The organism is Streptomyces sp. SAS_270 (genome assembly GCF_052543295.1).
Genome location: NZ_JBMNDS010000002.1, coordinates 235,877 through 260,269, shown reverse-complemented (window position 1 = coordinate 260,269; position 24,393 = coordinate 235,877). Strand labels below are relative to the sequence as shown.

The 24,393-nt window shown below is 68.6% G+C and carries 20 protein-coding genes and 5 tRNA genes; 14 read left to right on the top strand and 11 right to left on the bottom strand.

The genetic code is table 11. The features are described from left to right. Positions 1 to 533: 533 nt before the first annotated feature. Positions 534 to 1,637 carry a hypothetical protein gene (locus ACN6LB_RS02695; RefSeq protein WP_445024364.1) on the bottom strand — a complete coding sequence of 368 codons (1,104 nt, stop codon included), beginning with the start codon at positions 1,635 to 1,637 and terminating at the stop codon, positions 534 to 536. Between the two features lie 236 nt (positions 1,638 to 1,873). On the opposite strand from ACN6LB_RS02695, the gene ACN6LB_RS02690 reads away from it, so the two are divergent. The 6 genes from ACN6LB_RS02690 to ACN6LB_RS02665 all read left to right on the top strand — a co-directional run bounded on the left by ACN6LB_RS02690 (position 1,874) and on the right by ACN6LB_RS02665 (position 7,458). Next, positions 1,874 to 1,948: transfer RNA gene (locus ACN6LB_RS02690), tRNA-Asp, on the top strand. 23 nt (positions 1,949 to 1,971) lie between these two features. Further along, a tRNA-Phe gene (locus ACN6LB_RS02685) sits at positions 1,972 to 2,048 on the top strand. A gap of 155 nt (positions 2,049 to 2,203) precedes the next feature. Next, entirely contained in the window at positions 2,204 to 2,566 is a 363-nt protein-coding gene (locus ACN6LB_RS02680) for a hypothetical protein (protein WP_356143736.1), read from the top strand. A gap of 104 nt (positions 2,567 to 2,670) precedes the next feature. Beyond that, on the top strand, positions 2,671 to 6,648 hold the full coding sequence (gene hrpA, locus ACN6LB_RS02675; protein ID WP_445024363.1) for an ATP-dependent RNA helicase HrpA: 3,978 nt from the start codon (positions 2,671 to 2,673) through the stop codon (positions 6,646 to 6,648). A 93-nt stretch (positions 6,649 to 6,741) separates the two neighbouring features. Continuing rightward, a tRNA-Asp gene (locus tag ACN6LB_RS02670) sits at positions 6,742 to 6,816 on the top strand. 438 nt (positions 6,817 to 7,254) lie between these two features. Continuing rightward, a complete protein-coding gene (locus ACN6LB_RS02665; protein ID WP_445024362.1) occupies positions 7,255 to 7,458 on the top strand; it encodes a DUF6274 family protein in 204 nt (67 codons plus the stop codon). Positions 7,459 to 7,919: 461 nt separating this feature from the next. On the opposite strand, the gene bldC is transcribed toward ACN6LB_RS02665, so the two are convergent. Further along, positions 7,920 to 8,126: a developmental transcriptional regulator BldC gene (gene bldC, locus ACN6LB_RS02660; RefSeq protein ID WP_003949541.1), complete on the bottom strand. Its 207-nt coding sequence runs from the start codon at positions 8,124 to 8,126 to the stop codon at positions 7,920 to 7,922. A gap of 478 nt (positions 8,127 to 8,604) precedes the next feature. Then, positions 8,605 to 9,447 (bottom strand): hypothetical protein, encoded by an 843-nt coding sequence (locus ACN6LB_RS02655; RefSeq protein WP_445024361.1) that lies wholly within the window; start codon positions 9,445 to 9,447, stop codon positions 8,605 to 8,607. Between the two features lie 222 nt (positions 9,448 to 9,669). Between ACN6LB_RS02655 and ACN6LB_RS02650 the strand changes: the two genes are divergently transcribed. Together ACN6LB_RS02650 and ACN6LB_RS02645 are read left to right on the top strand one after the other, a co-directional pair. Beyond that, positions 9,670 to 10,764: a Leu/Phe/Val dehydrogenase gene (locus tag ACN6LB_RS02650; protein ID WP_445024360.1), complete on the top strand. Its 1,095-nt coding sequence runs from the start codon at positions 9,670 to 9,672 to the stop codon at positions 10,762 to 10,764. A gap of 290 nt (positions 10,765 to 11,054) precedes the next feature. After that, positions 11,055 to 11,306 carry a DUF3073 domain-containing protein gene (locus ACN6LB_RS02645; protein ID WP_007383081.1) on the top strand — a complete coding sequence of 84 codons (252 nt, stop codon included), beginning with the start codon at positions 11,055 to 11,057 and terminating at the stop codon, positions 11,304 to 11,306. A 99-nt stretch (positions 11,307 to 11,405) separates the two neighbouring features. On the opposite strand, the gene purM is transcribed toward ACN6LB_RS02645, so the two are convergent. From purM to ACN6LB_RS02620, 5 genes are all read right to left on the bottom strand, one after another. Continuing rightward, on the bottom strand, positions 11,406 to 12,473 hold the full coding sequence (gene purM, locus ACN6LB_RS02640) for a phosphoribosylformylglycinamidine cyclo-ligase (protein WP_356143726.1): 1,068 nt from the start codon (positions 12,471 to 12,473) through the stop codon (positions 11,406 to 11,408). Positions 12,474 to 12,519: 46 nt separating this feature from the next. Beyond that, positions 12,520 to 14,049: an amidophosphoribosyltransferase gene (purF, locus tag ACN6LB_RS02635; protein WP_445024359.1), complete on the bottom strand. Its 1,530-nt coding sequence runs from the start codon at positions 14,047 to 14,049 to the stop codon at positions 12,520 to 12,522. A gap of 61 nt (positions 14,050 to 14,110) precedes the next feature. Further along, positions 14,111 to 14,914, bottom strand: a complete 804-nt coding sequence (locus ACN6LB_RS02630; RefSeq protein WP_445024358.1) for an META domain-containing protein — start codon at positions 14,912 to 14,914, stop codon at positions 14,111 to 14,113. A gap of 59 nt (positions 14,915 to 14,973) precedes the next feature. Beyond that, the gene (locus ACN6LB_RS02625; protein ID WP_445024357.1) at positions 14,974 to 15,771 is read right to left on the bottom strand and encodes a sterol carrier family protein; all 798 of its coding nucleotides are present in this window, start codon (positions 15,769 to 15,771) and stop codon (positions 14,974 to 14,976) included. Between the two features lie 10 nt (positions 15,772 to 15,781). Beyond that, complete coding sequence (locus ACN6LB_RS02620) at positions 15,782 to 16,420, bottom strand: TetR/AcrR family transcriptional regulator (RefSeq protein WP_445024356.1); 639 nt, start codon at positions 16,418 to 16,420, stop codon at positions 15,782 to 15,784. Between the two features lie 113 nt (positions 16,421 to 16,533). Here ACN6LB_RS02620 and ACN6LB_RS02615 point away from each other — a divergent pair, with 113 nt between their 5' ends. Then, positions 16,534 to 18,021: an MFS transporter gene (locus ACN6LB_RS02615; protein ID WP_445024355.1), complete on the top strand. Its 1,488-nt coding sequence runs from the start codon at positions 16,534 to 16,536 to the stop codon at positions 18,019 to 18,021. Positions 18,022 to 18,099: 78 nt separating this feature from the next. Here the strand turns inward: ACN6LB_RS02615 and purL are convergent, their stop codons facing one another. The 3 genes from purL to purS are packed head-to-tail and all read right to left on the bottom strand — an operon-like array spanning position 18,100 to position 21,295. Then, entirely contained in the window at positions 18,100 to 20,358 is a 2,259-nt protein-coding gene (gene purL, locus ACN6LB_RS02610) for a phosphoribosylformylglycinamidine synthase subunit PurL (RefSeq protein ID WP_356143717.1), read from the bottom strand. After that, entirely contained in the window at positions 20,355 to 21,035 is a 681-nt protein-coding gene (purQ, locus tag ACN6LB_RS02605; RefSeq protein WP_356143715.1) for a phosphoribosylformylglycinamidine synthase subunit PurQ, read from the bottom strand. The genes purL and purQ overlap by 4 nt, the downstream gene beginning before the upstream one ends. Continuing rightward, positions 21,032 to 21,295 carry a phosphoribosylformylglycinamidine synthase subunit PurS gene (purS, locus tag ACN6LB_RS02600; RefSeq protein WP_356143713.1) on the bottom strand — a complete coding sequence of 88 codons (264 nt, stop codon included), beginning with the start codon at positions 21,293 to 21,295 and terminating at the stop codon, positions 21,032 to 21,034. The genes purQ and purS overlap by 4 nt, the downstream gene beginning before the upstream one ends. Positions 21,296 to 21,656: 361 nt before the next feature. On the opposite strand from purS, the gene ACN6LB_RS02595 reads away from it, so the two are divergent. The 5 genes from ACN6LB_RS02595 to ACN6LB_RS02575 all read left to right on the top strand — a co-directional run bounded on the left by ACN6LB_RS02595 (position 21,657) and on the right by ACN6LB_RS02575 (position 24,368). Further along, the gene (locus tag ACN6LB_RS02595) at positions 21,657 to 21,974 is read left to right on the top strand and encodes a histone-like nucleoid-structuring protein Lsr2 (protein ID WP_356143711.1); all 318 of its coding nucleotides are present in this window, start codon (positions 21,657 to 21,659) and stop codon (positions 21,972 to 21,974) included. A gap of 215 nt (positions 21,975 to 22,189) precedes the next feature. Next, a tRNA-Gly gene (locus ACN6LB_RS02590) sits at positions 22,190 to 22,261 on the top strand. A gap of 79 nt (positions 22,262 to 22,340) precedes the next feature. Continuing rightward, positions 22,341 to 22,416: transfer RNA gene (locus ACN6LB_RS02585), tRNA-Gly, on the top strand. A 138-nt stretch (positions 22,417 to 22,554) separates the two neighbouring features. After that, positions 22,555 to 23,562 (top strand): ABC transporter ATP-binding protein, encoded by a 1,008-nt coding sequence (locus ACN6LB_RS02580; protein WP_445024354.1) that lies wholly within the window; start codon positions 22,555 to 22,557, stop codon positions 23,560 to 23,562. After that, a complete protein-coding gene (locus ACN6LB_RS02575) occupies positions 23,559 to 24,368 on the top strand; it encodes an ABC transporter permease (RefSeq protein ID WP_445024353.1) in 810 nt (269 codons plus the stop codon). The genes ACN6LB_RS02580 and ACN6LB_RS02575 overlap by 4 nt, the downstream gene beginning before the upstream one ends. The last annotated feature ends 25 nt before the right edge of the window (positions 24,369 to 24,393 follow it).

The window sequence follows — 24,393 nt, the reverse complement described above, 5'->3', positions numbered from 1 at the left end:
GAGACGGGGTATCAACATATCTGGCGTTGATTTTTGGCACGCTGTTGAGTTCTCAAGGAACGGACGCTTCCTTTGTACTCACCCACAGAACATTTTCTGGGGCTTTCCTCCGGGCGCTTCCCTTCGGTCTTGCATTTCCGACTCTATCAGACCGTTTTCCGATCCGATTTCCTCGGTGCTTTCCAGGTTTTCGCTTTCGCGTTTCCCTTTCCGGCGGTTCCGACTCTATCAGATCCTTTCGGCCCTGATTCCCAGTCAGCGGGGCTCGTCTTCGCAGCTGTTGGGCCGTTCCGACGAGTTGAACTCTAGCGGAATCCTGGCCCCCGAGCTAATCGGGGGGCGCCCTTTCGAACGCGGATTCCTCATTCCGCATAAGCGCACACGGATGCCCCGGCGATGATTCGCCGACTCATTGGTGGATTCATGTGGAATGGCTGTCCGGGGACCGACCGAGGTCGACTCTGGCGCCGGACAACTCGGAGGACATTACGTACCGCCGCCCAGAGGTGTCAACTCGGCGCCAGAGGCCTGTCTCAGTCGGTCGGAGCAGCCTTGCGAAGGGCGCTGATGCAGGAGCTGATGGCCTGCTGCAGCTCCTCCAGCCGCTGGACCATGTCGTCCTCGTAGATGGTCTCGAAGTCCTCGACGTCGTCGAAGGTCAGCTCCTCGAAGACCTTCGTGGCCCTCTGCAGGCTGCTGTAGAACTTCGTCCGGCGTTCCTGGACGCGCAGCTCGGGATCGGCCTCGACCGCTTGGACGACGAGGTTCTTGACGGTGTCGTAGGCCTCTGTGGCCCACTCGCCGGTGTTCTCGTCCTCGTCCAGCTCGTCGATGAGGGAGAGATGACGCTCGGCCTCGGCGCGCAGTTCGGCCGGCGCCTCGACGGTCTGGCCGGCCGGGGTCTTGATCTGACCGTTCTCCACGATCTGGCGGACGTAACCGATCCGGTCGGCCGCCCTGGTCTCGGTGGCGACCGCCTTCTTCAGCTCGTCGGTGCGGGCGATGTCGCGCGCCAGCTCCGTCTGAAGGTTCGGGTCCTCCTTCAACCGGTCGAGCAGCGCGGCGCGGGCCGCCTGCGCGGTGGAGGGGTCGGCGAGGATCGCGGCGCGCAGTGCGGTGGGGTTCTCGGCGACCTCCAGCGCCTTGGTGGGCCGGATGCCCTCCGCCTCGGCCGCCGCGGCGATCGCGGTGCCGCGCACCGACGTGGCGCTGTTTCGGGAGCTGTAATAGGAGAGCCAGATGTCGGCGTCGGGCAGTTCGATGTCCTCGCCGGGCGCCAGGGCCTCGAACTGCGGGACGAGTCCGTCGTCGGCCGCCATGTCCCAGGCCTTGTAGTAACGCATCACGCGCTCCGGCGAGCAGCCCGCCAGTTCCGCGAACTCCTTCGCCGAGATCTTCGGCGTCTCGCCTGCCGCCTGCCCGCCGGGCCGCACGCTCCGCGCCACCTTCAGCGCGAAGGCCCAGCCGCCGGTGCGCGCGTACGCCCCGAACTCACGCGCGTCGCGCGCGACGGAGTCGTGCGTCCGCTGCGCGGGCACGGTGAGGTCTGCCGTGGACTCGGCCTCTCCGGGCGCCTCAAGCTCCTCGATTGCCTCAAGCTCCTCGGGCGCTTCGGACGACTCGATCGCTACAGTCACAGGGGGCTCTCCCGGTTGCTCGCAGGCTACGAAGACAGACCAGGGATCCTATATGAGCCTTTTGATGCGAATCCGGCGCAACTTTTCAGGGCACAGCTCATCCTCTGATACGCTGCTCCAGCGACGTCACCCCAGCTGACCAGCGTCTCCGCCCCCGGTGGAGGCGAGCGAAATCGGTTTGGGAACACGCAAAATCGTGTGCGACACTGTTTCACGCAAGACGCACACAACAGCTTGGTCCTGTGGAGCAGTTTGGAGTGCTCGCCACCCTGTCAAGGTGGAGGCCGCGGGTTCAAATCCCGTCAGGACCGCTGCGATTCCACGCGAATCGCGTGGCTGGGTAGCTCAGTTGGTACGAGCGATCGCCTGAAAAGCGATAGGTCGCCGGTTCGACCCCGGCCCCAGCCACCACCCGAAGACCCCGTCCTACTGGACGGGGTCTTCGTCGTTCGCCCTCGTCGCACGCTCCCTGTCGTACGTATTCACACGTTCAACTTGGCACGTCCCATCCGCGGCGCTACGTTCTGCCGGTCGATGCTGCGTGATCGTGCGTGATCGGGGGAACCATGTCGATGGGCCGGGGCAGGGCCAGGTACGGCGAGGACAGTGAGCTGGAGCGGACACGGGCCCGGTACGGGCTGCTGGCCGTCGTGCTCAGCAACTGCGCGATCGTCGTCGTCACCGTGGTCGGGGTGTGGCGGCTGGACGGCGACAAGTCCGTGATCGTCGGAGTGCTGACCGCCGCCTTCACCGCGATGACCAGCATGACCACGGCCTACCTGGGCATCAAGGCCGTATCCAACACTGCCAAGTCCTTCGCTCTCGGCGACGCCGCCCGCCGTGAACCACTGCCGGCGGCCCCGGCCCCCGCTCCGGCCCAGGAACCGGCCCCCGCCGCCGTGCCGGCCCCGGCCGCGCCGACCTCCTGAACCGCCACTGACCAGCACTGACCACCACCGGACACCGCCCCCGGCGCCACTGAGCGCAAAAGCGTTCGCCAGTCTTTTCGCCGAGGTGAGATCCTGGATCGCGTATGTCTACGCATCCTGCCCCCGCCCTCGGCGATCTCGCCCCCCGTCTGGCCGAGCTGTCCCTGCGCGACGCGCACCGGCTCGGGCGCAGGCTCGAGGGCGCGCGCCGGATCCGCAAGCCCGAAGCCAGGGCCGCCGTGCTCGCCGAGATCGACGCCGAGGTCGCCAAGGCCGAGGTCCGCATGGCCGAGCGGCGCGGACGTGTGCCCGCGATCACGTATCCCGAGCAACTCCCCGTCAGCCAGAAGAAGGACGAGATCGCGGCGGCCATCCGCGATCACCAGGTCGTGATCGTGGCCGGTGAGACCGGCTCCGGCAAGACCACCCAGATCCCGAAGATCTGCCTTGAGCTCGGCCGCGGCGTCCGCGGCATGATCGGGCACACCCAGCCCCGCCGCATCGCCGCGCGCACCGTCGCCGAGCGCGTCGCCGAGGAGATGAACACGCCCCTGGGCGAAGCCGTCGGCTGGAAGGTCCGCTTCACCGATCAGGTGAACCCGGAGGGGACCTTCGTCAAGCTCATGACGGACGGCATCCTGCTCGCCGAGATCCAGACGGACCGCGAGCTGCGCGCGTACGACACGATCATCATCGACGAGGCGCACGAGCGGTCCCTGAACATCGACTTCCTGCTCGGCTACCTCGCCCAGCTGCTGCCCAAGCGGCCGGACCTGAAGGTCGTCATCACCTCCGCGACCATCGACCCCGAGCGTTTCTCCCGCCACTTCGGCGAAGCGCCCATCGTCGAGGTCAGCGGACGCACGTACCCCGTAGAGGTCCGTTACCGCCCCCTCCTCGAAGAGGAGGGCGATGACGCCGACCGCGACCAGATCACCGCGATCTGTGACGCCGTCGAGGAGCTCCAGGGGGAGGGCAAGGGGGACATCCTCGTCTTCCTCTCCGGCGAACGGGAGATCCGCGACACCGCCGACGCGCTGACGAAGAAGAACTACCGGTTCACCGAGGTACTGCCTCTGTACGCCCGGCTCTCGCATGCCGAGCAGCACCGCGTGTTCCAGCAGCACACCGGGCGCAGGATCGTTCTGGCGACCAACGTCGCCGAGACCTCCCTCACCGTCCCCGGCATCAAGTACGTCATCGATCCGGGCAACGCCCGCATCTCCCGCTACAGCCACCGCACCAAGGTCCAGCGCCTGCCCATCGAGGCGATCTCGCAGGCCAGCGCCAACCAGCGCAAGGGCCGCTGCGGCCGTACGAGCGACGGCATCTGCATCCGCCTCTACTCCGAGGACGACTTCCTCGCGCGCTCGGAGTTCACGGATGCCGAGATCCTGCGTACGAACCTCGCCTCCGTCATCCTCCAGATGACCGCGGCCGGTCTCGGCGACATCGAGAAGTTCCCCTTCATCGACCCGCCGGACCACCGCAACATCCGCGACGGCGTCCAACTCCTGCAGGAACTGGGTGCGTTGGACCCGGCGCAGAAGGACGTACGCAAACGGCTCACGGACAGCGGCCGCAAGCTCGCCCAGCTGCCCGTGGACCCGCGGCTGGCCCGGATGGTCCTGGAGGCCGACAAGAACGGCTGTGCGCGCGAGGTCATGGTGATCGCCGCCGCGCTGTCCATCCAGGACCCGCGTGAGCGTCCCGCCGAGAAGCAGGCGCAGGCGGACCAGCAGCACGCCCGCTTCAAGGACGAGTCGAGCGACTTCCTCGCGTTCCTCAACCTGTGGCGTTACGTACGGGAGCAGCAGAAGGAGCGCGGTTCGAGCTCCTTCCGGCGGATGTGCAAGCAGGAGTACCTGAACTTCCTGCGCATCCGGGAGTGGCAGGACATCTACTCCCAACTGCGTACGGTCGCCAAGCAGATGGGGATTCACCTCAACGAGGACGACGCCCCCGAGCAGAGCGTCCACGTCTCCCTCCTCGCCGGCCTCCTCTCCCACATCGGCATGAAGGACGTGAAGGAGACCGGAGGGGAGAGCGGGAGGAGCACGGGGAAGAACGAGTACCTGGGCGCGCGGAGCGCCAAGTTCGCGATCTTCCCGGGTTCGGCGCTCTTCAAGAAGCCCCCGCGCTTCGTGATGTCCGCGGAGCTGGTGGAGACCTCGCGCCTGTGGGCCCGCGTCAACGCGCGGATCGAGCCGGAGTGGGTGGAGCCCCTCGCCGGCCATCTCCTCAAGCGGACGTACAGCGAGCCGCACTGGGAGAAGGACCAGGCGGCCGTGATGGCGTACGAGAAGGTCACGCTGTACGGCGTACCGATCGTCGCCCAGCGCAAGGTCAACTACGGGCGGATCGACCCGGAGGCCAGCCGCGAGCTGTTCATCCGCAACGCGCTCGTCGAGGGCGACTGGCGTACGCACCACAAGTTCTTCGCCGACAACCGCAGACTCCTCACCGAGGTCGAGGAGTTGGAGCACCGGGCGCGGCGCCGCGACATCCTCGTCGACGACGAGACGCTCTTCGACTTCTACGACCAGCGGGTGCCCGACCATGTCGTGTCCGGCGCGCACTTCGACTCGTGGTGGAAGCACAAGCGCCATGAGGAGCCCGAACTCCTCGACTTCGAGCGGTCGATGCTCATCAACGAGCGCGCGGGGGATGTCAGCAAGGACGACTACCCGGACTCGTGGCGTCAGGGGCCGCTGAAGTTCCGCGTCACCTACCAGTTCGAGCCGGGCACGGACGCCGACGGTGTCACCCTCCACATCCCGCTCCAGGTGCTGAACCAGGTCACGGACGAGGGCTTCGACTGGCAGATCCCGGGGCTCAGGGAGGAAGTCGTCACGGAGCTGATCCGTTCCCTGCCGAAGCCGATCCGCCGGCATTACGTCCCCGCCCCGAACTTCGCCCAGAAGTTCCTGGAGCGGGCCGTGCCCCTGCAGGAGCCGCTCACCGTCACCATGGCGCGGGAGCTGAAGCGGATGGTCGGCGTGCCGTTCACGGCCGACGACTTCGACTGGTCGAGGGTCCCCGAGCATCTGCGCATCACCTTCCGGATCGTCGACGAGCGGCGCCGCAGGGTTGCCGGGGACTCCGAGGACAAGGACCTGGAGGCGCTGAAGCTCCGGCTGAAGCCGAAGGCGCGGCAGGCGATCTCTCAGGCGGCCGCGGCGACCGCCGAGCGCGAGGGCGGCGAGTCCCTGGAGCGCAAGGGGCTGACCGACTGGACGATCGGTTCGCTCTCCCGCGTCTTCGAGACCCGGCGCGCCGGGCAGCCCGTGAAGGCGTACCCGGGGCTGGTCGACGACGGCGACACCGTCTCCGTACGCCTCTTCGACACGGAGGCGGAGCAGGCGCTGGCGATGTGGAAGGGCACACGGCGGCTGATCCTGCGCAACATCCCGGTGAACCCTGCGAAGTTCGCCTCGGACAAGCTGACGAACGCCCAGAAGCTGGCCCTGTCCGCGAATCCGCACGGCTCGATCCAGGCTCTCTTCGACGACTGCGCGATGGCGGCCGCGGACAAGCTGATAGGGGACTTCGGCGGGCCGGCGTGGGACGAGGAGTCGTACCGGAAGCTGTACGAGAAGGTGCGCGCCGAGATCGTCGACACGACCGTGCGGACGGTCGGGCAGGTGCAGCAGGTCCTTGCCGCCTGGCAGGCCTGTGAGCGCCGTCTGAAGGCCACCAAGAGCCCGACGCTGCTGGCGAACCTGACGGACGTACGCAAGCAGCTGGACGCCCTCGTGAAGCCGGGCTTCGTGACGGAGACCGGGCTGCGGCGGCTGCCGGACCTGATGCGGTATCTGGTCGCGGCCGACCGCCGGTTGCAGCAGATGCCGACGAGCGTCCAGCGGGACACCACCCGTATGGAGAAGGTCCATGAGATGCAGGACGAGTACGCGTGGCTGCTTGAACAGTTGCCGCAGGGGCGGCCCGTCCCGTCCACGGTTCTGGACATCCGCTGGATGATCGAGGAGCTCCGCGTCAGTTACTTCGCGCACGCGCTCGGCACGGCGTATCCCGTCTCCGACAAGCGCATCGTGAAGGCGATCGACGCGGCCGCGCCGTAACGGGGCATGCACACTGGGTGAGTTCGACCCTGGGCTCCCCCTCCTGTACAGTCTCTTTTCGCAGCGCAACGCAAGAATCGCACTGCGAAACCTGGTCCTGTGGAGCAGTTTGGAGTGCTCGCCACCCTGTCAAGGTGGAGGCCGCGGGTTCAAATCCCGTCAGGACCGCATAGAGATGAAGGCCCGCACCCATCCGGTGCGGGCCTTCTTCGCGTGCCATCCACCCCGGCCTGGCCCGCTGCCCTGCCGAGGCGGAGGCCGCGCCCGCGGCGCAGCCGCAATCCGACACAGCAAATCCCGTCAGGACCGCATGAAGCAGAAGGCCCGCGCCATTTGGTGCGGGCCTTCTGCGTGCGCCACTCGCCGGACCAGCCCCCGTGCGGGCCTTCTCCGCGTCCCATCCACCGGACCAGCCCCCACGTACGCCCTCTCCGCGCCCCACCCGCCACACCAGCACCCCCACCGGGCCCCGTCGCCGTACACCCAGGCCCGGAGGTGAAGTTCCGGGCCTACGGTGTGTCTTGACGCCGTCACATTCCGCCGGTACCCCAGAAACCAGGACCCTCGCCCCGTCGGGCGGCCCCGTGGGGTTCATGGAGGTGGCATATGGCGGCGACCGCTAGGCACGAGACGCGGGCCCTGCTCCGCGCCCACCTGTCGGCCGCTACCGGGTACCGCCATCTGACGCGGCACTGCCCGATCTGCCATCAGCTCCTGCGACTGGCCATGCAGCCCTCCCCGTACGACGAGGAGGACGACGACGGCGGCGTGCGGGCGGGCACCGAGGAGGGGAGCCCCTCCACGGCGTGACCACCGGCGACGGGCAGGCCGGCCCGGCGTGGGAGCCTGGACTCCTCTAGCGCAGATGCGCCAAGGGCAACAAGGACCCCGGCGTGTGACGGGTGTCACCGCATAAGTTTTTGAAACTGCGGAACTTACGCCTCGCCTACAACTGGTCAATTTAATATGTGCAATTGCACCGGTCTCCGAGGTGTCACACAGGAGATCCGACACCCCTCCCCAGAGTCCGACAAGGCCGCTCACAGGACGGTCGCACAGCGCACAGATCCGGGCCAACAGGCGCCACCGGGGCACAAAAAAGATCGCGCTGGACCCGGCGGAGTCCAGCGCGATCTACGACGCACCCTTGTCGCTTGTTCAGTTGGGTCGGGCGTGGGACCTGTTGGGGCAGGACCCGCGTCGCTTGGAGCTTTGGTTCGGACGCCTCGGCGGGTTGGGGGACCTACCGAATTGCCCGGTTATGCGGTTGTTCAGGCCTCGCTGCGCTGCTGGGGGATACCCGCCAGTAGTGCGCGGACCTCCGCCTCGCGGTAGCGGCGGTGCCCGCCGAGCGTGCGGATAGAAGTGAGCTTGCCGGCCTTCGCCCACCGCGTGACCGTCTTGGGGTCAACGCGGAACATCGTGGCGACCTCAGCCGGGGTCAGCAGCGGCTCGGCATCAGGGGTGCGAGCGGTCATGAGCGGCCTCCTCGGGAGAACCGAACCTTCTCGGTTCTTTCCTCTAAATTCTGCACCTTGACCCGCGTTGCCCGAAATGGCGGACGCGGGTCGAGTCGGTTATAGGACGAACGGCTTGTCCTCGGCACTACAACTACACCATCCGTCCAGCCGCGTAGGCCAAACCGATGGAATTGCCCTCCCAGGTGTTCATCAGCGACGGAAGCCGATGGACCATGCCATAGCGGACAGTCACGCCACTGTGACGATCAGTCACAGGACGATCAGGAGTCACCAGACCCCCCATAGCGTGCAATGCTGAGATTCCACCCATACGTGGGCAGAGGGAGCTTCCCCCGAGCTCCTTGTCCTATTTTGACACGAGGAGGGGCGTAAGAGGCAAGGCCCGCGTAAGTGCGGTCCGTCACGCTTGGGGCAAAAGCCCGGATCGGGACCTACGTCCCGTAGTGGCGGTTCCCCGCCGTGTGATGACCGTACGTCAGTTCGCCGAGCGCCGGTCGCGGACCGAACGCCAGCGTTCCACGAGCCGGCCGTACGCCTCGCCCGCGGTCGCCCCGTCCCCGTTGCGCAGCGCCTCGATGCCCTCGGCGACGTCGGCCGCCGAGTGGTCCCCTTCGAGGTCCCCCGCCGGCAGCACATGCACCAGGCCGCCGTAGTCCAGCTCCACCAGCGAGCGTGGGTGGAACTCCTCCAGCCAGCGGCCCACGTCCACCAGACCGTCGATCAGCGGCCCCTCGTCGATCGTCTCCCTGAGCGTCCGCAGCGCCCGCGCCACCCGCCGCCGCGCCTGCACCATCGGCGTGCGGTAGCGCAGCATGGGCGGGGCGTCACCGGAGGCCTTGTCGTAGCGGCGCTCCTCGTCGGAGACCAGCACGAACCAGTTCAGCGGCACCTGCCAGGTCGCCGTGCGGATCCACGGCCGGGCGTCGGGGTTGCGGGCCAGCCAGCGTTCGTAGTCCTGGGCGGCCTGGCGGCGTACGAGCGGCGGCAGGACGGCGTCCAGGACCGGCGCCGGCATGCCCTCGGCCAGCTCGTCGAGTGCTTGCCAGCCGCGCAGGCGGGTGCGCCAGGGGCAGACGCAGAGCACCCCGTCGACGTCCAGCACGAAGGCGTCGCCGCTCTCGTGCACCGGCACCGGGATCGGCGGGGTGGGCAGCAGGTCGGCGAGGGAACGGCGCAGCTCGTCCTGGTACGAGGGGCGCGCCGGGCGCCGGGCGTACCGCGCCCAGTGGTCGCGCTCCGGGTCCGGGAAGGCGGCCAGTGGTTCGTACACGCGCAGGTAGGTCGCGTACGGGACGATCACCGAGGACACCTTGGGCACGCCCCTTCCCTCCCCCGCGAGCTACCAGGGAAACCTTCGAAACCCGCCCACAAGCGCGCGGGAAATCTATGCGAAGCGAACCACGGCCGTACCTCGTGCGTGGGTGATCCTGAACACTGCGCGGCTGGCGAGGAGGCGCAGGCTCTAATCTCATGCCCAACAGCCCCGCCACCCGTACGGGAGCTGCTTCCAACCGCCGCAACTTACCTGGGAGTCACCACCGTGACCGACGTAACCGGCGCCTCTGCTGATGTACTGCACACCCTGTTCCACTCGGAGCAGGGCGGTCATGAGCAAGTCGTGCTCTGTCAGGACCGGGCCAGCGGCCTCAAGGCCGTCATCGCCCTCCACTCCACCGCGCTGGGCCCCGCCCTCGGCGGCACCCGCTTCTACCCGTACGCGAGCGAGGAGGAGGCCGTCGCGGACGCGCTGAACCTCGCGCGCGGGATGTCGTACAAGAACGCCATGGCCGGTCTCGACCACGGCGGCGGCAAGGCCGTCATCATCGGCGACCCGGACACGCTGAAGAGCGAGGAGCTGCTCCTCGCCTACGGGCGGTTCGTGGCCTCGCTGGGCGGGCGTTACGTGACGGCGTGCGACGTCGGCACGTACGTCGCCGACATGGACGTGGTGGCCCGCGAGTGCCGCTGGACGACCGGTCGCTCCCCCGAGAACGGCGGCGCGGGCGACTCGTCCGTGCTGACCGCCTTCGGTGTCTTCCAGGGCATGCGGGCCTCCGCCCAGTTCCTGTGGGGCGACCCGTCGCTGCGCGGCCGCAGGGTCGGCGTCGCGGGCGTCGGCAAGGTCGGCCACCACCTCGTGCAGCACCTGCGGGACGAGGGCGCCGAGGTCGTGATCACGGACGTCCGGGAGGAGTCGGTGCGCCGGGTCCTGGACCGGCACCCGGAGGGCGTCACGGCCGTCGCGGACACCGAGGCGCTGATCCGGGTGGAGGGCCTCGACATCTACGCCCCCTGCGCGCTGGGCGGCGCCCTGAACGACGACTCCGTGCCGGTGCTGACCGCCAAGGTGGTGTGCGGCGCGGCCAACAACCAGCTCGCGCACCCGGGCGTGGAGAAGGACCTCGCCGACCGCGGAATCCTCTACGCGCCGGACTACGTGGTGAACGCGGGCGGTGTCATCCAGGTCGCCGACGAGCTGCACGGCTTCGACTTCGAGCGGTGCAAGGCGAAGGCGTCGAAGATCTTCGACACCACACTGGGAATCTTCGCACGTGCGAAGGAAGACGGGATTCCGCCGGCTGCGGCGGCGGACCGGATCGCCGAGCAGCGGATGGCGGAGGCCCGTCGCCGCTGATCTTCGGGCGGGTACCGGAGGCCCGTCGGCGGACGACTTGGAGAGAACTCTCACGTCCGTCGGCGGGTCGGGCGCCAAGAAGAGGTTAAAATCGCGGTTGACCAGCGAGGACGGGGCACCTCGCGGGTTCTGGGACCAGGCCCGTCCTGCGGGCGACGTACCGTATGGGCGTGGGCTCAGGTACCGTGGAAGCCCTACGGACCGGTCTCTCCACGGAGAGCCCGTTCCAGATCATGAACGCGTGTCAAGACTCTGGGGCCGTCGAGCCCCGTATCCGAGGGGGTCGAGCCATGGGGCGCGGCCGGGCAAAGGCCAAGCAGACGAAGGTCGCCCGCCAGCTGAAGTACAGCAGCGGCGGGACTGATCTGTCGCGTCTGGCCAATGAGCTGGGCGCTTCGACTTCGAGCCAGCCGCCGAATGGCGAGCCGTTCGAAGACGACGACGAGGAAGATGACCCGTACGCCCAGTACGCGGATCTCTATAACGACGATGAGGACGAGGACGACGAGTCCGGTCCTTCGTCGCAACGCCGCGGCGCTTGACCGCGCGGCCCTCGCAGTTCTCGTTGTTCTCGTAGCAACTGCACTTCACCCGGTCCGGGGCTTAGGCGCCGGACCGGGTTTTGTGCTGCCGTACTTGGCTTACTTGGCGTAGTCGCCGATGAGCGCCGCGCCCGTGGTGTGCTCGCCGCGCTCGGTGATCTCACCGGCGATCCAGGCTTCCACGCCACGGTCCTCGAGCGTGGCCAGGGCCGCGTCCGCCGACTCCTCGGGGACGATCGCGATCATGCCGACGCCCATGTTCAGCGTCTTCTCCAGCTCCAGGCGCTCGACCTGACCGGTCCGGCCGACGAGGTCGAAGACGGGGGCCGGGGTCCACGTCTCGCGGTCGACGATCGCGTGCAGGCCGTCCGGGATGACGCGGGCCAGGTTGGCCGCCAGGCCGCCGCCGGTGACGTGGCTGAAGGCGTGCACCTCGGTCGTGCGGGTGAGCGCCAGGCAGTCCAGTGAGTAGATCTTGGTGGGCTCCAGGAGCTCCTCGCCGAGCGTGCGGCCGAACTCCTCGATCCGCGCGTCCAGGGCCATGCCCGCCTGGTTCAGCAGGACATGGCGGACGAGCGAGTACCCGTTCGAGTGAAGGCCGGAGGCCGCCATGGCGATGACCGCGTCACCCGTACGGATACGATCCGGGCCGAGCAGCTGGTCGGCCTCGACCACGCCCGTGCCGGCGCCCGCGACGTCGAAGTCGTCTGGGCCCAGCAGCCCCGGGTGCTCGGCCGTCTCGCCGCCCACGAGGGCGCAGCCGGCGAGCACACAGCCCTCGGCGATGCCCTTCACGATGGCGGCGACACGCTCGGGATGGACCTTGCCGACACAGATGTAGTCGGTCATGAAGAGCGGCTCGGCGCCGCACACCACGATGTCGTCCATGACCATGGCGACCAGGTCGTGGCCGATGGTGTCGTAGACGCCGAGCTGCCGGGCGAGGTCGACCTTCGTGCCCACGCCGTCCGTGGCGGAGGCGAGCAGCGGGCGCTCGAAGCGCTTGAGGGCGGAGGCGTCGAAGAGGCCGGCGAAGCCGCCGAGGCCGCCGAGGACCTCGGGGCGCTGCGTCTTCTTCACCCACTCCTTCATGAGTTCCACGGCGCGGTCGCCCGCTTCGATGTCGACGCCGGCAGCTGCGTAGCTGGCACCTTTGGTCTCAGTCATGGCTGTTGAGAGCTTTCGTGTCGTACAGCTGTGTTGCTGCGGGGTCTTACGGGCGACGGATCGCGTCGGCCGCGGCCGTGGCTGCCGGACCGGCGGCCAGCTCGGTCTCCAGAAGCTGCTTGCCCAGCAGCTCGGGGTCCGGGAGGTCCATCGGGTACTCGCCGTCGAAGCAGGCGCGGCAGAGGTTCGGCTTGGCGATGGTGGTCGCCTCGATCATGCCGTCGAGGGAGATGTACGAGAGGGAGTCGGCGCCCAGCGAGGTGCCGATCTCCTCCACGGTCATGCCGTTGGCGATCAGTTCGGCGCGGGTGGCGAAGTCGATGCCGAAGAAGCAGGGCCACTTCACGGGGGGCGACGAGATCCGGATGTGGACCTCGGCGGCGCCCGCCTCGCGGAGCATGCGGACCAGCGCGCGCTGGGTGTTGCCCCGCACGATCGAGTCGTCGACGACGACCAGGCGCTTGCCCTTGATGACTTCCTTGAGCGGGTTCAGCTTCAGTCGGATGCCGAGCTGGCGGATCGTCTGCGAGGGCTGGATGAAGGTCCGGCCGACGTAGGCGTTCTTGACGAGTCCGGCGCCGAAGGGGATTCCGCTGGCCTCCGCGTAGCCGATCGCGGCGGGCGTCCCGGATTCCGGGGTCGCTATGACCAGATCGGCTTCGACGGGGGCTTCCTTGGCGAGCTTGCGACCCATCTCGACACGCGAGAGGTACACGTTCCGGCCGGCGATGTCCGTGTCGGGACGGGCCAGATACACGTACTCGAAGACACAGCCCTTGGGCTTCGCGTCCGCGAATCGGGAGGTGCGCAGGCCGTTCTCGTCGATGGCGACGAACTCGCCCGGCTCGATCTCGCGGACGTACGCGGCGCCGCAGATGTCGAGGGCGGCGGACTCGGAGGCGACGACCCAGCCGCGCTCCAGGCGGCCGAGGACCAGCGGGCGGATGCCCTGCGGGTCGCGGGCCGCGTACAGGGTGTGCTCGTCCATGAAGACGAGGCTGAAGGCGCCCTGGACCTGCGGGAGGACCCTGGCGGAAGCCTCCTCTATGGTGAGCGGCTTGCCGTCGTCGTCGACCTGGGCCGCGAGAAGCGCGGTGAGCAGGTCGGTGTCGTTGGTGGCGGCCACGCGGGTGGACCGGCCGTTGTTGTCCTTCGGGAGGTCGGCGACCATCTCGGCGAGCTGCGCCGTGTTGACCAGGTTGCCGTTGTGGCCGAGCGCGATGGAGCCGTGCGCGGTGGCACGGAACGTCGGCTGGGCGTTCTCCCACACGGAGGCGCCGGTGGTCGAGTAGCGGGCGTGACCGACCGCGATGTGACCCTGGAGCGAACCGAGCGAGGTCTCGTCGAAGACCTGGGACACAAGGCCCATGTCCTTGAAGACGAGGATCTGGGAGCCGTTGCTCACCGCGATACCCGCGGATTCCTGGCCCCGATGCTGGAGGGCGTAGAGCCCGAAGTAAGTGAGCTTGGCGACCTCTTCGCCGGGAGCCCAGACACCGAAGACGCCGCAAGCGTCCTGGGGGCCTTTCTCGCCGGGGAGCAGATCATGACTGAGTCGACCGTCACCACGTGGCACGGCTCCGAGTGTAGGCGAGATCGACCACTGGTCCGAATTGGGGATTCCGGGCTCCGGTGGATCACCGTTCGGCGACGGCGGTGACCCTTGTGCCGTTTGTGCTGGTCAGCGCGAGGGTGCGGTGATCCAGTTCGTACGCGACCGTGCTCCTGAAGAGGCCCAGCAGGGTCTTCTCGGTGTTCATGAGTGAGCGGTCGCACATCATTCGGGTGGTGGCCGGGGCGCCCAGGGTGATATGTCCGTCGCGGACGGTGGCTTTCGCGGTGACGTCGTTGCAGCCCAGGCGGCCGGTGAGCCTGCCCTTCGCGTCCACGGTCAGATACGCCTTGGCGCCTTCGGGAAGGGACTCGGCGACGTCCGCGTCACCGAGTGCCGTGATGGTCCACTTCGTGCCGTGGAGCGGGGCGTCCTGCTCCTTGGTGAGGTGGACGCGGTCGCCGTCGTCCGTGGTGAGCGTCAGCGCGTTCTTGCCGACCTCGGCCGTCAGCGCACCGTCGGCGAGCGTACGCGCGAGGGTGTCCTCGAACTTCATGGCGCCCTCTTCGCAGGCCATCTCCGTTGCCTGTGTCTCGCCGAGGTCGAGGCGGTCGCCCTTGAAGTCGGCGGTCGCGTAGAAGTGGTTGCAGCCGTAGTTGCCCTGGACCTTGCCGTCGTCGCCGATCTCGACGTTCGCTCCGGTGGCGGCCTTCCTGCTGGTCCCCTTCACGGTGACGCTGTCGACGGTCCAGTGGACGCCGGTGACGGACGACCGCGTGCCCGCACCGACCGAGGTGCTTCCCGTCTCGTTGCCGCAGGCCACGGCGAGCGGGAACACGGTGAGGGTGGTGAGCGTCAGGGCGGAGAGTGTCAGTCGCTGCCTGTCCATGCCGATGTGACGGGACGGGCGGGGTGATTGGTTCCATCCGCCCTCCACGCCAGGGGGGCTCAGCCCATCAGGGGCAGCAGCCCGCCCAGGTCCGCCCGCTCCCCGCTCGCGCTGACCTTCGCCTCGTCGAGGGCGGTCTTCCAGGCGAGGCGTCCGGTCGCGAGCCGGATCCAGGTCAGCGGATCGGTCTCGACGACGTTCGGCGGGGTGCCGCGGGTGTGCCGGGGCCCCTCGACGCACTGCACGACGGCGTACGGCGGGATCCGCACCTCGGTCGAGGCGCCGGGCGCCCGCGCGGCGAGGGTGTCGGCCAGCAGCCGGGTGCAGGCGGCGAGCGCCTGGCGGTCGCAGGGGATGCCGAGGCCGGGGACGGCGCGGTTCAGGTCGTCGGTGTGCACGACGAGTTCGACGGTGCGGGTGACGAGGTAGTCGCCGAGGGACAGGGCGCCCGCGCTCGTGGCGAGCAGCCGGTCCGCCGGGGCGGCCGCCAGATCCTCGGTGATCCGCTCCTCGACCTGGGCGTAGAGCGCGTCGAGGTCGGGGTTGGCCTCGGCGAGCGCGCGCGTGCCGTCGTCGATGGCGCCGGCCCGCGCGGCGGTCCCGGACGCCCAATCCAGCAGGCCGAGTTCGGCCTTCGCCGGTTCCTCGCGGTCGAGGTTGCGGCTGACGGTCGCGACGGCCATGGTGAGGTGCGCGGCCAGCTCCCGTACGGTCCAGTCCCCCAGGTCCGTGGGCAGCGCCAGCTGCTCTTCGTCGAGCGCGCTCACGCCTGCTCGTACGTGCGCGAACTGTGCGAGAACCGCCGTGCGGATCTTGGCGGGGTCGTACGTGCGCGCGCGCTTCTTGGCTGGGGGCATGGCGGAGAGCCTAGGGCTTCACCGCGTATCCGCTCAGGCCCTTTTCGACCAGCCCGAAGGCCTTTTCGGTGCGTTCGGCGGCGTCGGCGGCGACCGAGTCAGGGCTCTCGCCGGCGGTGACGCGGTTGTGGTGTTCCTCGATCAGGGCGTTGCGTGCGGCGCTGAGCATGGCGGCGGCGATCGTGGCGAGCGTCGGGTCGCCGGTCTCCTCGGCGAGGAGGGCGGACAGGTCCCGGGTGCCCTTCTGGGCGGCGATGAAGGCACGTTCCATCAGGACCGGTGTCTCCATGACGAGTTGGCGCACCTGGCGGGAGAAGGGCTCGCTGTGCAGTCCCACCGCCGGGTCGCGCGCCTCGACCATCTCCAGGAACTGGCGGCGTACGGCATCCACCGCGGACTCGCCCGGCTCGCGATCGCGGACCGCGCGGGCCGCGTCGGAGAAGTGCTCCGCCACAGGGAGGAAGACCAAGTCCTCTTTGGAACCGAAGTAGTTGAAGACGGTCATCTTGGAGACCTCGGACGCGTCGGCGATCTCCTGCATCGAGACGTTGTCGAAGCCACGCTCGACGAACAGCTCGACGGCGGTCCGGTAGATCCGCTTCCCGGTCTGCAGCTTCTTGCGCTCGCGCAGCCCCATCACCTCAGCCATGGCCACACTGTACCAAGGCGAAATTTAAGCTCAGCAGAAAACTCGCCCCGGATGAAAACTCATCTCGGATAAAAGATTGACTCAGTACATGTTGTTGGGTCATCGTGGTGCCCATGACCGAGACCCAGCGCAAAGTCGGCTTCCTCGTCTGCCTCCTGACGATCGTTCTGGCCGTCCTGGACCTGCAGATCGTGTCCGCCGCCACCGTTCCGATCGTCCGCGACCTCGATCCCGCCCACGGCATCGACAAGATCCCGTGGCTGGTCAGCGCGTACGCACTCGCCTCGGCCGCGATGCTGCCGCTGTACGGCAAGCTCTGCGACGTCCTCGGCCCCAAGCGCGTGTTCACGGGCGCGATCGCCACCTTCCTGCTGGGCTCCGCGCTCTGCGGCGCCGCCCAGTCGATGACCCAGCTCATCGCGGCCCGCGCGATACAGGGCCTGGGCGGCGGCGGTCTGATGAGCGTCACGATGGTGGTGATCGCCCACCTCAAGGGCCCGGGCGAGAAGGGCGCCGGCAAGGGCACGAATGTCGGCGGGCTCGTCGCGGGCGGCGCCATGGCCATAGGCCCCTGGATCGGCGGCCTGCTGGCCGACCACGCGAGCTGGCGCTGGATCTTCTACGTCAACCTGCCGGTCGGCTTCGCGGTGCTGACCGCCTCCGCCTTCGCCCTGAAACTGCCGGAGCAGCATGTGCGCCGCCCGATCGACTATGCGGGCGCCGCGCTCGCGGCAGCGTTCTCCAGCGCGCTGCTCCTGGTCACCGACTGGGGCGGCAATCAGTACGCCTGGTCGTCACCCGTCGTCATCGGGCTGATCCTGGCGGCCGCCGCGGCCCTCGCCCTCTTCATGTGGCGGCAGACCCGGGCTCCCGAACCCGTGCTCCCGCTCTCCCTGTTCAGGGTCCGCGAGCTGCGCCTGGGCTTCGCCATCCAGGCGATCATGGGCGGCTCGATGATGTGCGCCATCTACTACGTACTGATCTATCTGCAGGTCGCACGCGGCATAGGCAGCTCCTCCGCAGGCCTCTACCTGCTTCCGATGGCGGTCGGCATGTCGGCGACCGGACTGCTCTCCGGCCCGCTCGCCGCCCGCGGCTGGACGGCTCGCACCTTCACCGTCAGCGGCACGCTCACCACCACCCTCACCTTCGTGCTGCTCGCCACCACCACGGGGCCCGACACCTCGCTGTGGCTGATCCGCACCGAACTCCTGCTGGCCGGCGCCGGGTTCGGGCAGCTGCTCGGCCAGCTGATCCTGCTCGTCCAGGACGCCGCCCCACGCCACCAGCTCGGCGTCGCCACGACCTCGATCCGCTTCTTCCAGACCCTGGGCACCGCCCTCGGCGCCTCCGTCTTCGGCACGATCCTGGCCCGCATGTACGCCGCCTACGGACCCGGCGGTGACGTCAGCGCCCTCGCCCGGCTGACCGGCGCGGCCCACACGGACGGCGTGCACGCCTTCATCGACGCGACGCAGGTGGCGTTCTGGGGCGGCGCCGGCCTGATGACCCTGGCCGGACTGCTGGCCCTGCGGCTGCCGAAGGAGCACGGGTCGCAGGGCCCGGCACCGATACGGGAGGCCGAACCGGTCCCGGCCTGACGCTCACATGGCAAAGGCCTCGCCCGTCGAAACGGGCGAGGCCTTGACCGTCGTACGACTGCTCGACTGCCTGACCGCTTACGCGAGCAGCGCCGGGATGGTGCCCTCGTGCGCCGTGCGCAGCTCCTCCAGGGGGAGCGCGAACTCGCCCTGGACGTCCACGGTGTCTCCGTCGACGACGCCGATACGGGTCACGGGCAGACCGCGGGCCCCGCACATGTCGTTGAAGCGGAGCTCCTCCGAGCGCGGGACGGCGACGACCGCACGGCCCGCCGACTCCGAGAAGAGGAAGGTGAACGCGTCGAGACCGTCCGGGACGATCAGCCGCGCGCCCTTGCCGCCGAGCAGTGCCGACTCGACCACGGCCTGGATCAGACCGCCGTCGGACAGGTCGTGCGCGGAGTCGATCATCCCGTCGCGGGAGGCGGAGATCAGGATCTCGCCGAGCAGCCGCTCACGCTCCAGGTCGACCTTCGGGGGCAGACCGCCGAGGTGGTCGTGGACGACCTGCGACCAGGCCGAACCGCCGAACTCCTCGCGGGTGTCACCGAGCAGGTAGAGGAGCTGGCCCTCTTCCTGGAAGGCGACGGGCGTGCGGCGGGCGACGTCGTCGATGACGCCCAGCACGGCCACGACCGGGGTCGGGTGGATGGCGGCCTCGCCCGTCTGGTTGTACAGCGAGACGTTGCCACCGGTCACCGGGGTGCCCAACTGCAGGCAGCCGTCGGCCAGTCCACGGATGGCCTCCGCGAACTGCCACATCACCGCCGGGTCCTCGGGCGAGCCGAAGTTCAGACAGTCGGAGACGGCGAGCGGCTTGGCACCGGTCGTCGCCACGTTGCGGTACGCCTCCGCGAGCGCCAACTGCGCGCCGGTGTACGGGTCGAGCTTCGCGTACCGGCCGTTGCCGTCGGTCGCGATGGCGACGCCGAGGCCGGTCTCCTCGTCGATGCGGATCATGCCCGAGTCCTCGGGCTGCGCCAGCACCGTGTTGCCCTGCACGAAGTGGTCGTACTGCGAGGTGATCCACTTCTTGGACGCCTGGTTCGGGGACGAGACCAACCGGAGGACCTGGTCCTTCAGTTCGTCCGACGTCGCAGGCCGGGGCAGCTTGTTCGCGTCGTCCGCCTGAAGTGCGTCCTGCCACTCGGGGCGGGCGTACGGGCGCTCGTAGACCGGGCCGTCGTGCGCGACGGTGCGCGGGTCGACGTCGACGATCTTGCCGCCGTGCCAGTAGATCTCAAGACGGTCGCCGTCAGTCACTTCGCCAATGACCGTGGCGATGACGTCCCACTTGTCGCAGATCTCCAGGAAGCGGTCGACCTTCGAGGGCTCGACGACCGCGCACATGCGCTCCTGCGACTCGCTCATGAGGATTTCCTCGGGCGAGAGCGTGGAGTCGCGCAGCGGTACGTCGTCCAGGGTGACGCGCATGCCGCCGGAGCCGTTGGACGCCAACTCGCTGGTGGCGCAGGACAGTCCGGCCGCACCGAGGTCCTGGATGCCGACGACCAGCTTCTCGGCGAACGCCTCCAGGGTGCACTCGATGAGCAGCTTCTCCTGGAAGGGGTCGCCGACCTGCACGGCGGGACGCTTCGACGGCTTGGCGTCGTCGAAGGTCTCGGAGGCCAGGATGGAGGCGCCGCCGATGCCGTCGCCGCCCGTGCGGGCCCCGTACAGGATGACCTTGTTGCCCGAGCCGGACGCCTTGGCGAGGTGGATGTCCTCGTGCCGCATCACGCCGATGGCGCCGGCGTTGACCAGCGGGTTGCCCTGGTAGCAGGCGTCGAAGACGACCTCGCCGCCGATGTTCGGCAGGCCCAGGCAGTTGCCGTAGCCGCCGATGCCCGCGACCACGCCCGGCAGGACGCGCTTGGTGTCGGGGTGGTCGGCCGCGCCGAAGCGCAGCGGGTCGACGACCGCGACCGGGCGCGCGCCCATCGCGATGATGTCGCGCACGATGCCGCCGACGCCGGTGGCCGCGCCCTGGTAGGGCTCGACGTACGACGGGTGGTTGTGCGACTCGACCTTGAAGGTGACCGCGTAGCCCTGGCCGACGTCGACGACACCGGCGTTCTCACCGATGCCGACGAGCAACGCATCGCTCTGCGGGGCCTTCTCGCCGAACTGGCGCAGGTGCACCTTGGACGACTTGTAGGAGCAGTGCTCGGACCACATGACCGAGTACATGGCGAGCTCGGCGCCGGTGGGCCGGCGGCCGAGGATCTCCACGACCCGCTCGTACTCGTCCTTCTTCAGGCCGAGTTCGGCCCAGGGCAGCTCGACGTCAGGGGTAGCGGCCGCGTTCTCGACCGTGTCCAGAGGCGTGCGGCTCATGCGTTGACCAGCTTCTTGAGGATCGAGGTGAAGAAGGGGAGGCCGTCGGTGCGACCGGACCCGATGAGGGGCTCGACCGCGTGCTCCGGGTGCGGCATGAGGCCCACGACGTTCCCGGCCTCGTTGGTGATGCCGGCGATGTCGTTGAGCGAGCCGTTCGGGTTGAAGTCCACGTAACGGAACGCGACCCGGCCCTCCGCCTCCAGCATGTCGAGGGTGCGCGCGTCGGCGACGTACCGCCCGTCCATGTTCTTCAGCGGGATGTGGATCTCCTGGCCGGCCGTGTAGTCGGCGCTCCAGGCGGTCTCCGCGTTCTCCACCCGCAGCTTCTGGTCACGGCAGATGAAGTGAAGGTGGTCGTTGCCGAGCATCCCGCCGGGCAGGAGATGCGCCTCCGTGAGGACCTGGAAGCCGTTGCAGATGCCGAGAACCGGCATTCCCGACTTCGCCTGCTCGATGACGGTCTCCATCACCGGCGAGAAGCGCGAGATCGCGCCGGCCCGCAGATAGTCGCCGTAGGAGAAACCGCCGGGCAGCACCACGGCGTCGACCTGCTTGAGGTCCTTGTCCTTGTGCCAGAGAGCGACGGGCTCCGCGCCGGCGATCCTGATCGCACGCTGCGTGTCCCGGTCGTCGAGGCTGCCGGGGAAAGTGACGACGCCAATACGAGCGGTCACTTCGCGGCCTCCGCGACTTCCTCCACCTTGACGGTGAAGTTCTCGATCACGGTGTTGGCGAGGAAGGATTCCGCAAGATCGTGGATGCGGGCGAGAGCGGCATCGTCCACCGGCCCGTCAACTTCCAGTTCGAATCGCTTTCCCTGACGTACGTCGGAGATGCCCTCGAAACCGAGGCGCGGCAGTGCACGCTGCACCGCCTGGCCCTGGGGGTCGAGGATCTCCGGCTTGAGCATGACGTCGACTACGACGCGTGCCACTGGCACTCCCGGTGTGTGGTGCTGAGCAGGTTCCTTCAGACTACCTGCACAAAATTTCTACTCGCGTAGATTCGTAGCTTCCTACGTGACCGTCATCACCAACACGAGTCAGCGGGGGTACCTTCACGGAAAATTCGGGGAAAAATCCCGGAAGACCGGTGGAAGTCCATTGCGCCGGGACACGCGGAGGGATTTAGTCGGTCTTCACATTGCAATGCCAGGCACTGTACAAATGAATTGGCAATAGCCGATACTTTCCTCAATAACAGCCGGACAGTCGACATCTCTCCGACATCTTCATGACGTCTCAGCACGTCATGGGGTGTGATCGCGGAGGTGCCGCACGAAGGGACCGATATTCGTGGCGCAGCGTGTCGTGGTCACTCTCTCCGACGACATCGACGGCTCAGAAGCGGCGGAGACGATCGCCTTCGGTCTGGACGGCAAGTCGTACGAGATCGACCTGAATCAAGCCAACGCCAAGAAACTGCGGACGGCCCTCGCCCAGTACGTCGAGGCAGGCCGCAAGCAGTCGAAGTCCGGGAAGGCGTACACGCACACCGCGTTGACCCCCGACCCGGCGGCCGTCCGCGCCTGGGCCCGCTCCAACAAGCTGGACGTGCCGCCGCGGGGCCGCATCCCCAAGAAGGTCTACGAGGCGTTCGCCGAGGCGCACTGACGCGTCGGCCGAAGCGCCTGCCGACGAACCCGTCAACGAAGCCGTCGACGGACCGGCCGACGCCGGCCGGCTCCCGGCGGAGCCGCGCCGGGCCCTTCGCGGGGCCCGGCCATCCGCCCCTGAGGACAGTCGACTTGCGCTCACCCCCCGCTGGTCAGCTAGAGTCTGGAACACGCCGAGGGGCCAGGCCGAAAAGCCGAACCTCACGGAGTCACGCGGGTGTAGTTCAGTAGCAGAACATCCCCCTTCCAGGGGGAAGGCGCAGTGTGCAATTCCTGTCACCCGCTCTGCATCCCTTACCGGGCATCCTTCTGGATCAGGTAAGGTGGTGCTCGCGCCGATCAGTGAGAGCTGGTCGGAGGCAATGCGGACGTAGCTCAGTTGGTAGAGCGCAACCTTGCCAAGGTTGAGGTCGCCAGTTCGAACCTGGTCGTCCGCTCCAGAAGAAAGACCCCGGTCATCGACCGGGGTCTTTTTCGTGCTCGCGATCTCCGCGACGGCCGTGCTCTCTGACATTTGTCATGGGGAGTGATGACACCGCGCACTGCTGTCGGGTCCCGTCCGCGGGGACGCTGATTTCATGAACAGCAACGAGCACGACGACGTGATTGAGGTCACTGACCTGCGGCGCGTGTACGGGGGAGACGGCCGCGGAGGCGCGGGGCGCGGCGGGGAATTCGAGGCTGTGCGCGGAGTCACGTTCTCGGTGGCCCGTGGTGAGGTCTTCGCGCTCCTCGGCACGAACGGCGCCGGCAAGACATCGACGGTCGAGCTGCTGGAAGGGCTCGCGCCCCCGGCCGCCGGGCGCGTACGCGTCCTCGGACACGATCCGTACACGCAACGGGCGGCCGTACGGCCCCGGATCGGCGTGATGCTGCAGGAGGGCGGCTTCCCCTCCGAGCTGACGGTCGCGGAGACCGTACGGATGTGGGCGGGCTGCACCAGCGGGGCCCGGCCGCTGGACGAGGCGCTGGCGCTGGTCGGCCTGGAGCGACGGGCCCGCGTACGGGTCAAGCAGCTGTCCGGCGGCGAACGGCGACGCCTGGACCTGGCGCTCGCGCTCCTCGGCCGCCCCGAGGTCCTCTTCCTCGACGAGCCGACGACCGGGCTCGACGCCGAAGGGCGCCGGGAGACCTGGGAGTTGGTACGGCAGCTGCGCGACGACGGTACGACCGTGCTGCTGACCACGCACTACCTGGAGGAGGCGGAGGAACTGGCCGACCGGCTGGCGATCCTCCACGAGGGGCGCATCGCCGTCTCCGGCACGCTCACCGAGGTGACCGCCTCCCAGCCCTCACGAATCTCCTTCGCACTGCCCGACGGCTGGTTCGTCGGAGACCTGCCGCCCCTCGCCGACCTCGGCGTGAGCGGCCACGACACGTCCGGCCGCACGGTCCGGCTGCGCACCAACGAACTCCAACGCACCGCCACCGCGCTTCTGGTGTGGGCCGAGCGGGCCGGTGTCGAACTGCGCGGACTCGATGTGCGCGCCGCCTCGCTGGAGGAGGCCTTCCTGCGGATCGCGCGGGAGGCGGCGGGACGGCAGGGGGCCGCGGACACCATGACCGAGAAGGAGGTCGTGGCATGAGCGCGGTGACAGCGAGCACGATGACAGTGACCACTCCGGCCGGCCGGCTGGGCGCCCTCGCGCGAGCCGAGCTGACACTGCTGAGCCGCAACAAGGGCGCGATGGTCACGGCGCTGTTCGTACCGCTCGCGGTGCCGTTCAGCATGCGGCCCGCGGTCGAGGGGCTGGACCTCAAGGCCGAGGGCCTCACCGTCGGCACGGTGATGCTCACCGCCGCGATCGGCTTCTCCCTGCTCTTCACGGTGTACTCGTCGCTGGTCAGCGTCTACGTCGCCCGCCGCGAGGAACTCGTCCTCAAACGGCTGCGCACCGGCGAACTCGGCGACCACGAGATCCTCACCGGCGCCGCGCTGCCCGCCGCCACCCTAGGCCTCCTGCAGTCCCTGCTGCTCGCCGTCGGCTGCACCGCGCTGCTCGACGCCCCGGCGCCTCGCGCGCCCCATCTGGCCGTCCTGGGGCTGCTGTTGGGCCTCGTGCTGTGCGCCGCGCTGGCGGCGCTCACCGCGAGCTTCAGCAGGACCGTGGAGAGTGCGCAGGTCACCGCGCTGCCGGTGCTGTTCGTGTCCATGTTCGGCTCGGGCATCGCGCTGCCTCCCGAGGTGCTGCCCGACCGGGTCGCCTCCTTCTGCGAACTCCTGCCGCTCTCCCCGGCGATCCGGCTGCTCCGGGCCGGCTGGAGCGGCGGTGGCTGGAGCGGCGGCCTCTCCCCGTACGAGGCGTTGGGCGCCGTCAGCACGGCAGTGGCCTGGACGGTCGTCGCCGTGTTTGCTGTACGACGGTGGTTCCGCTGGGAGCCGCGGCGGTGAGCGGGCACGTACACAGGGGCGGGGC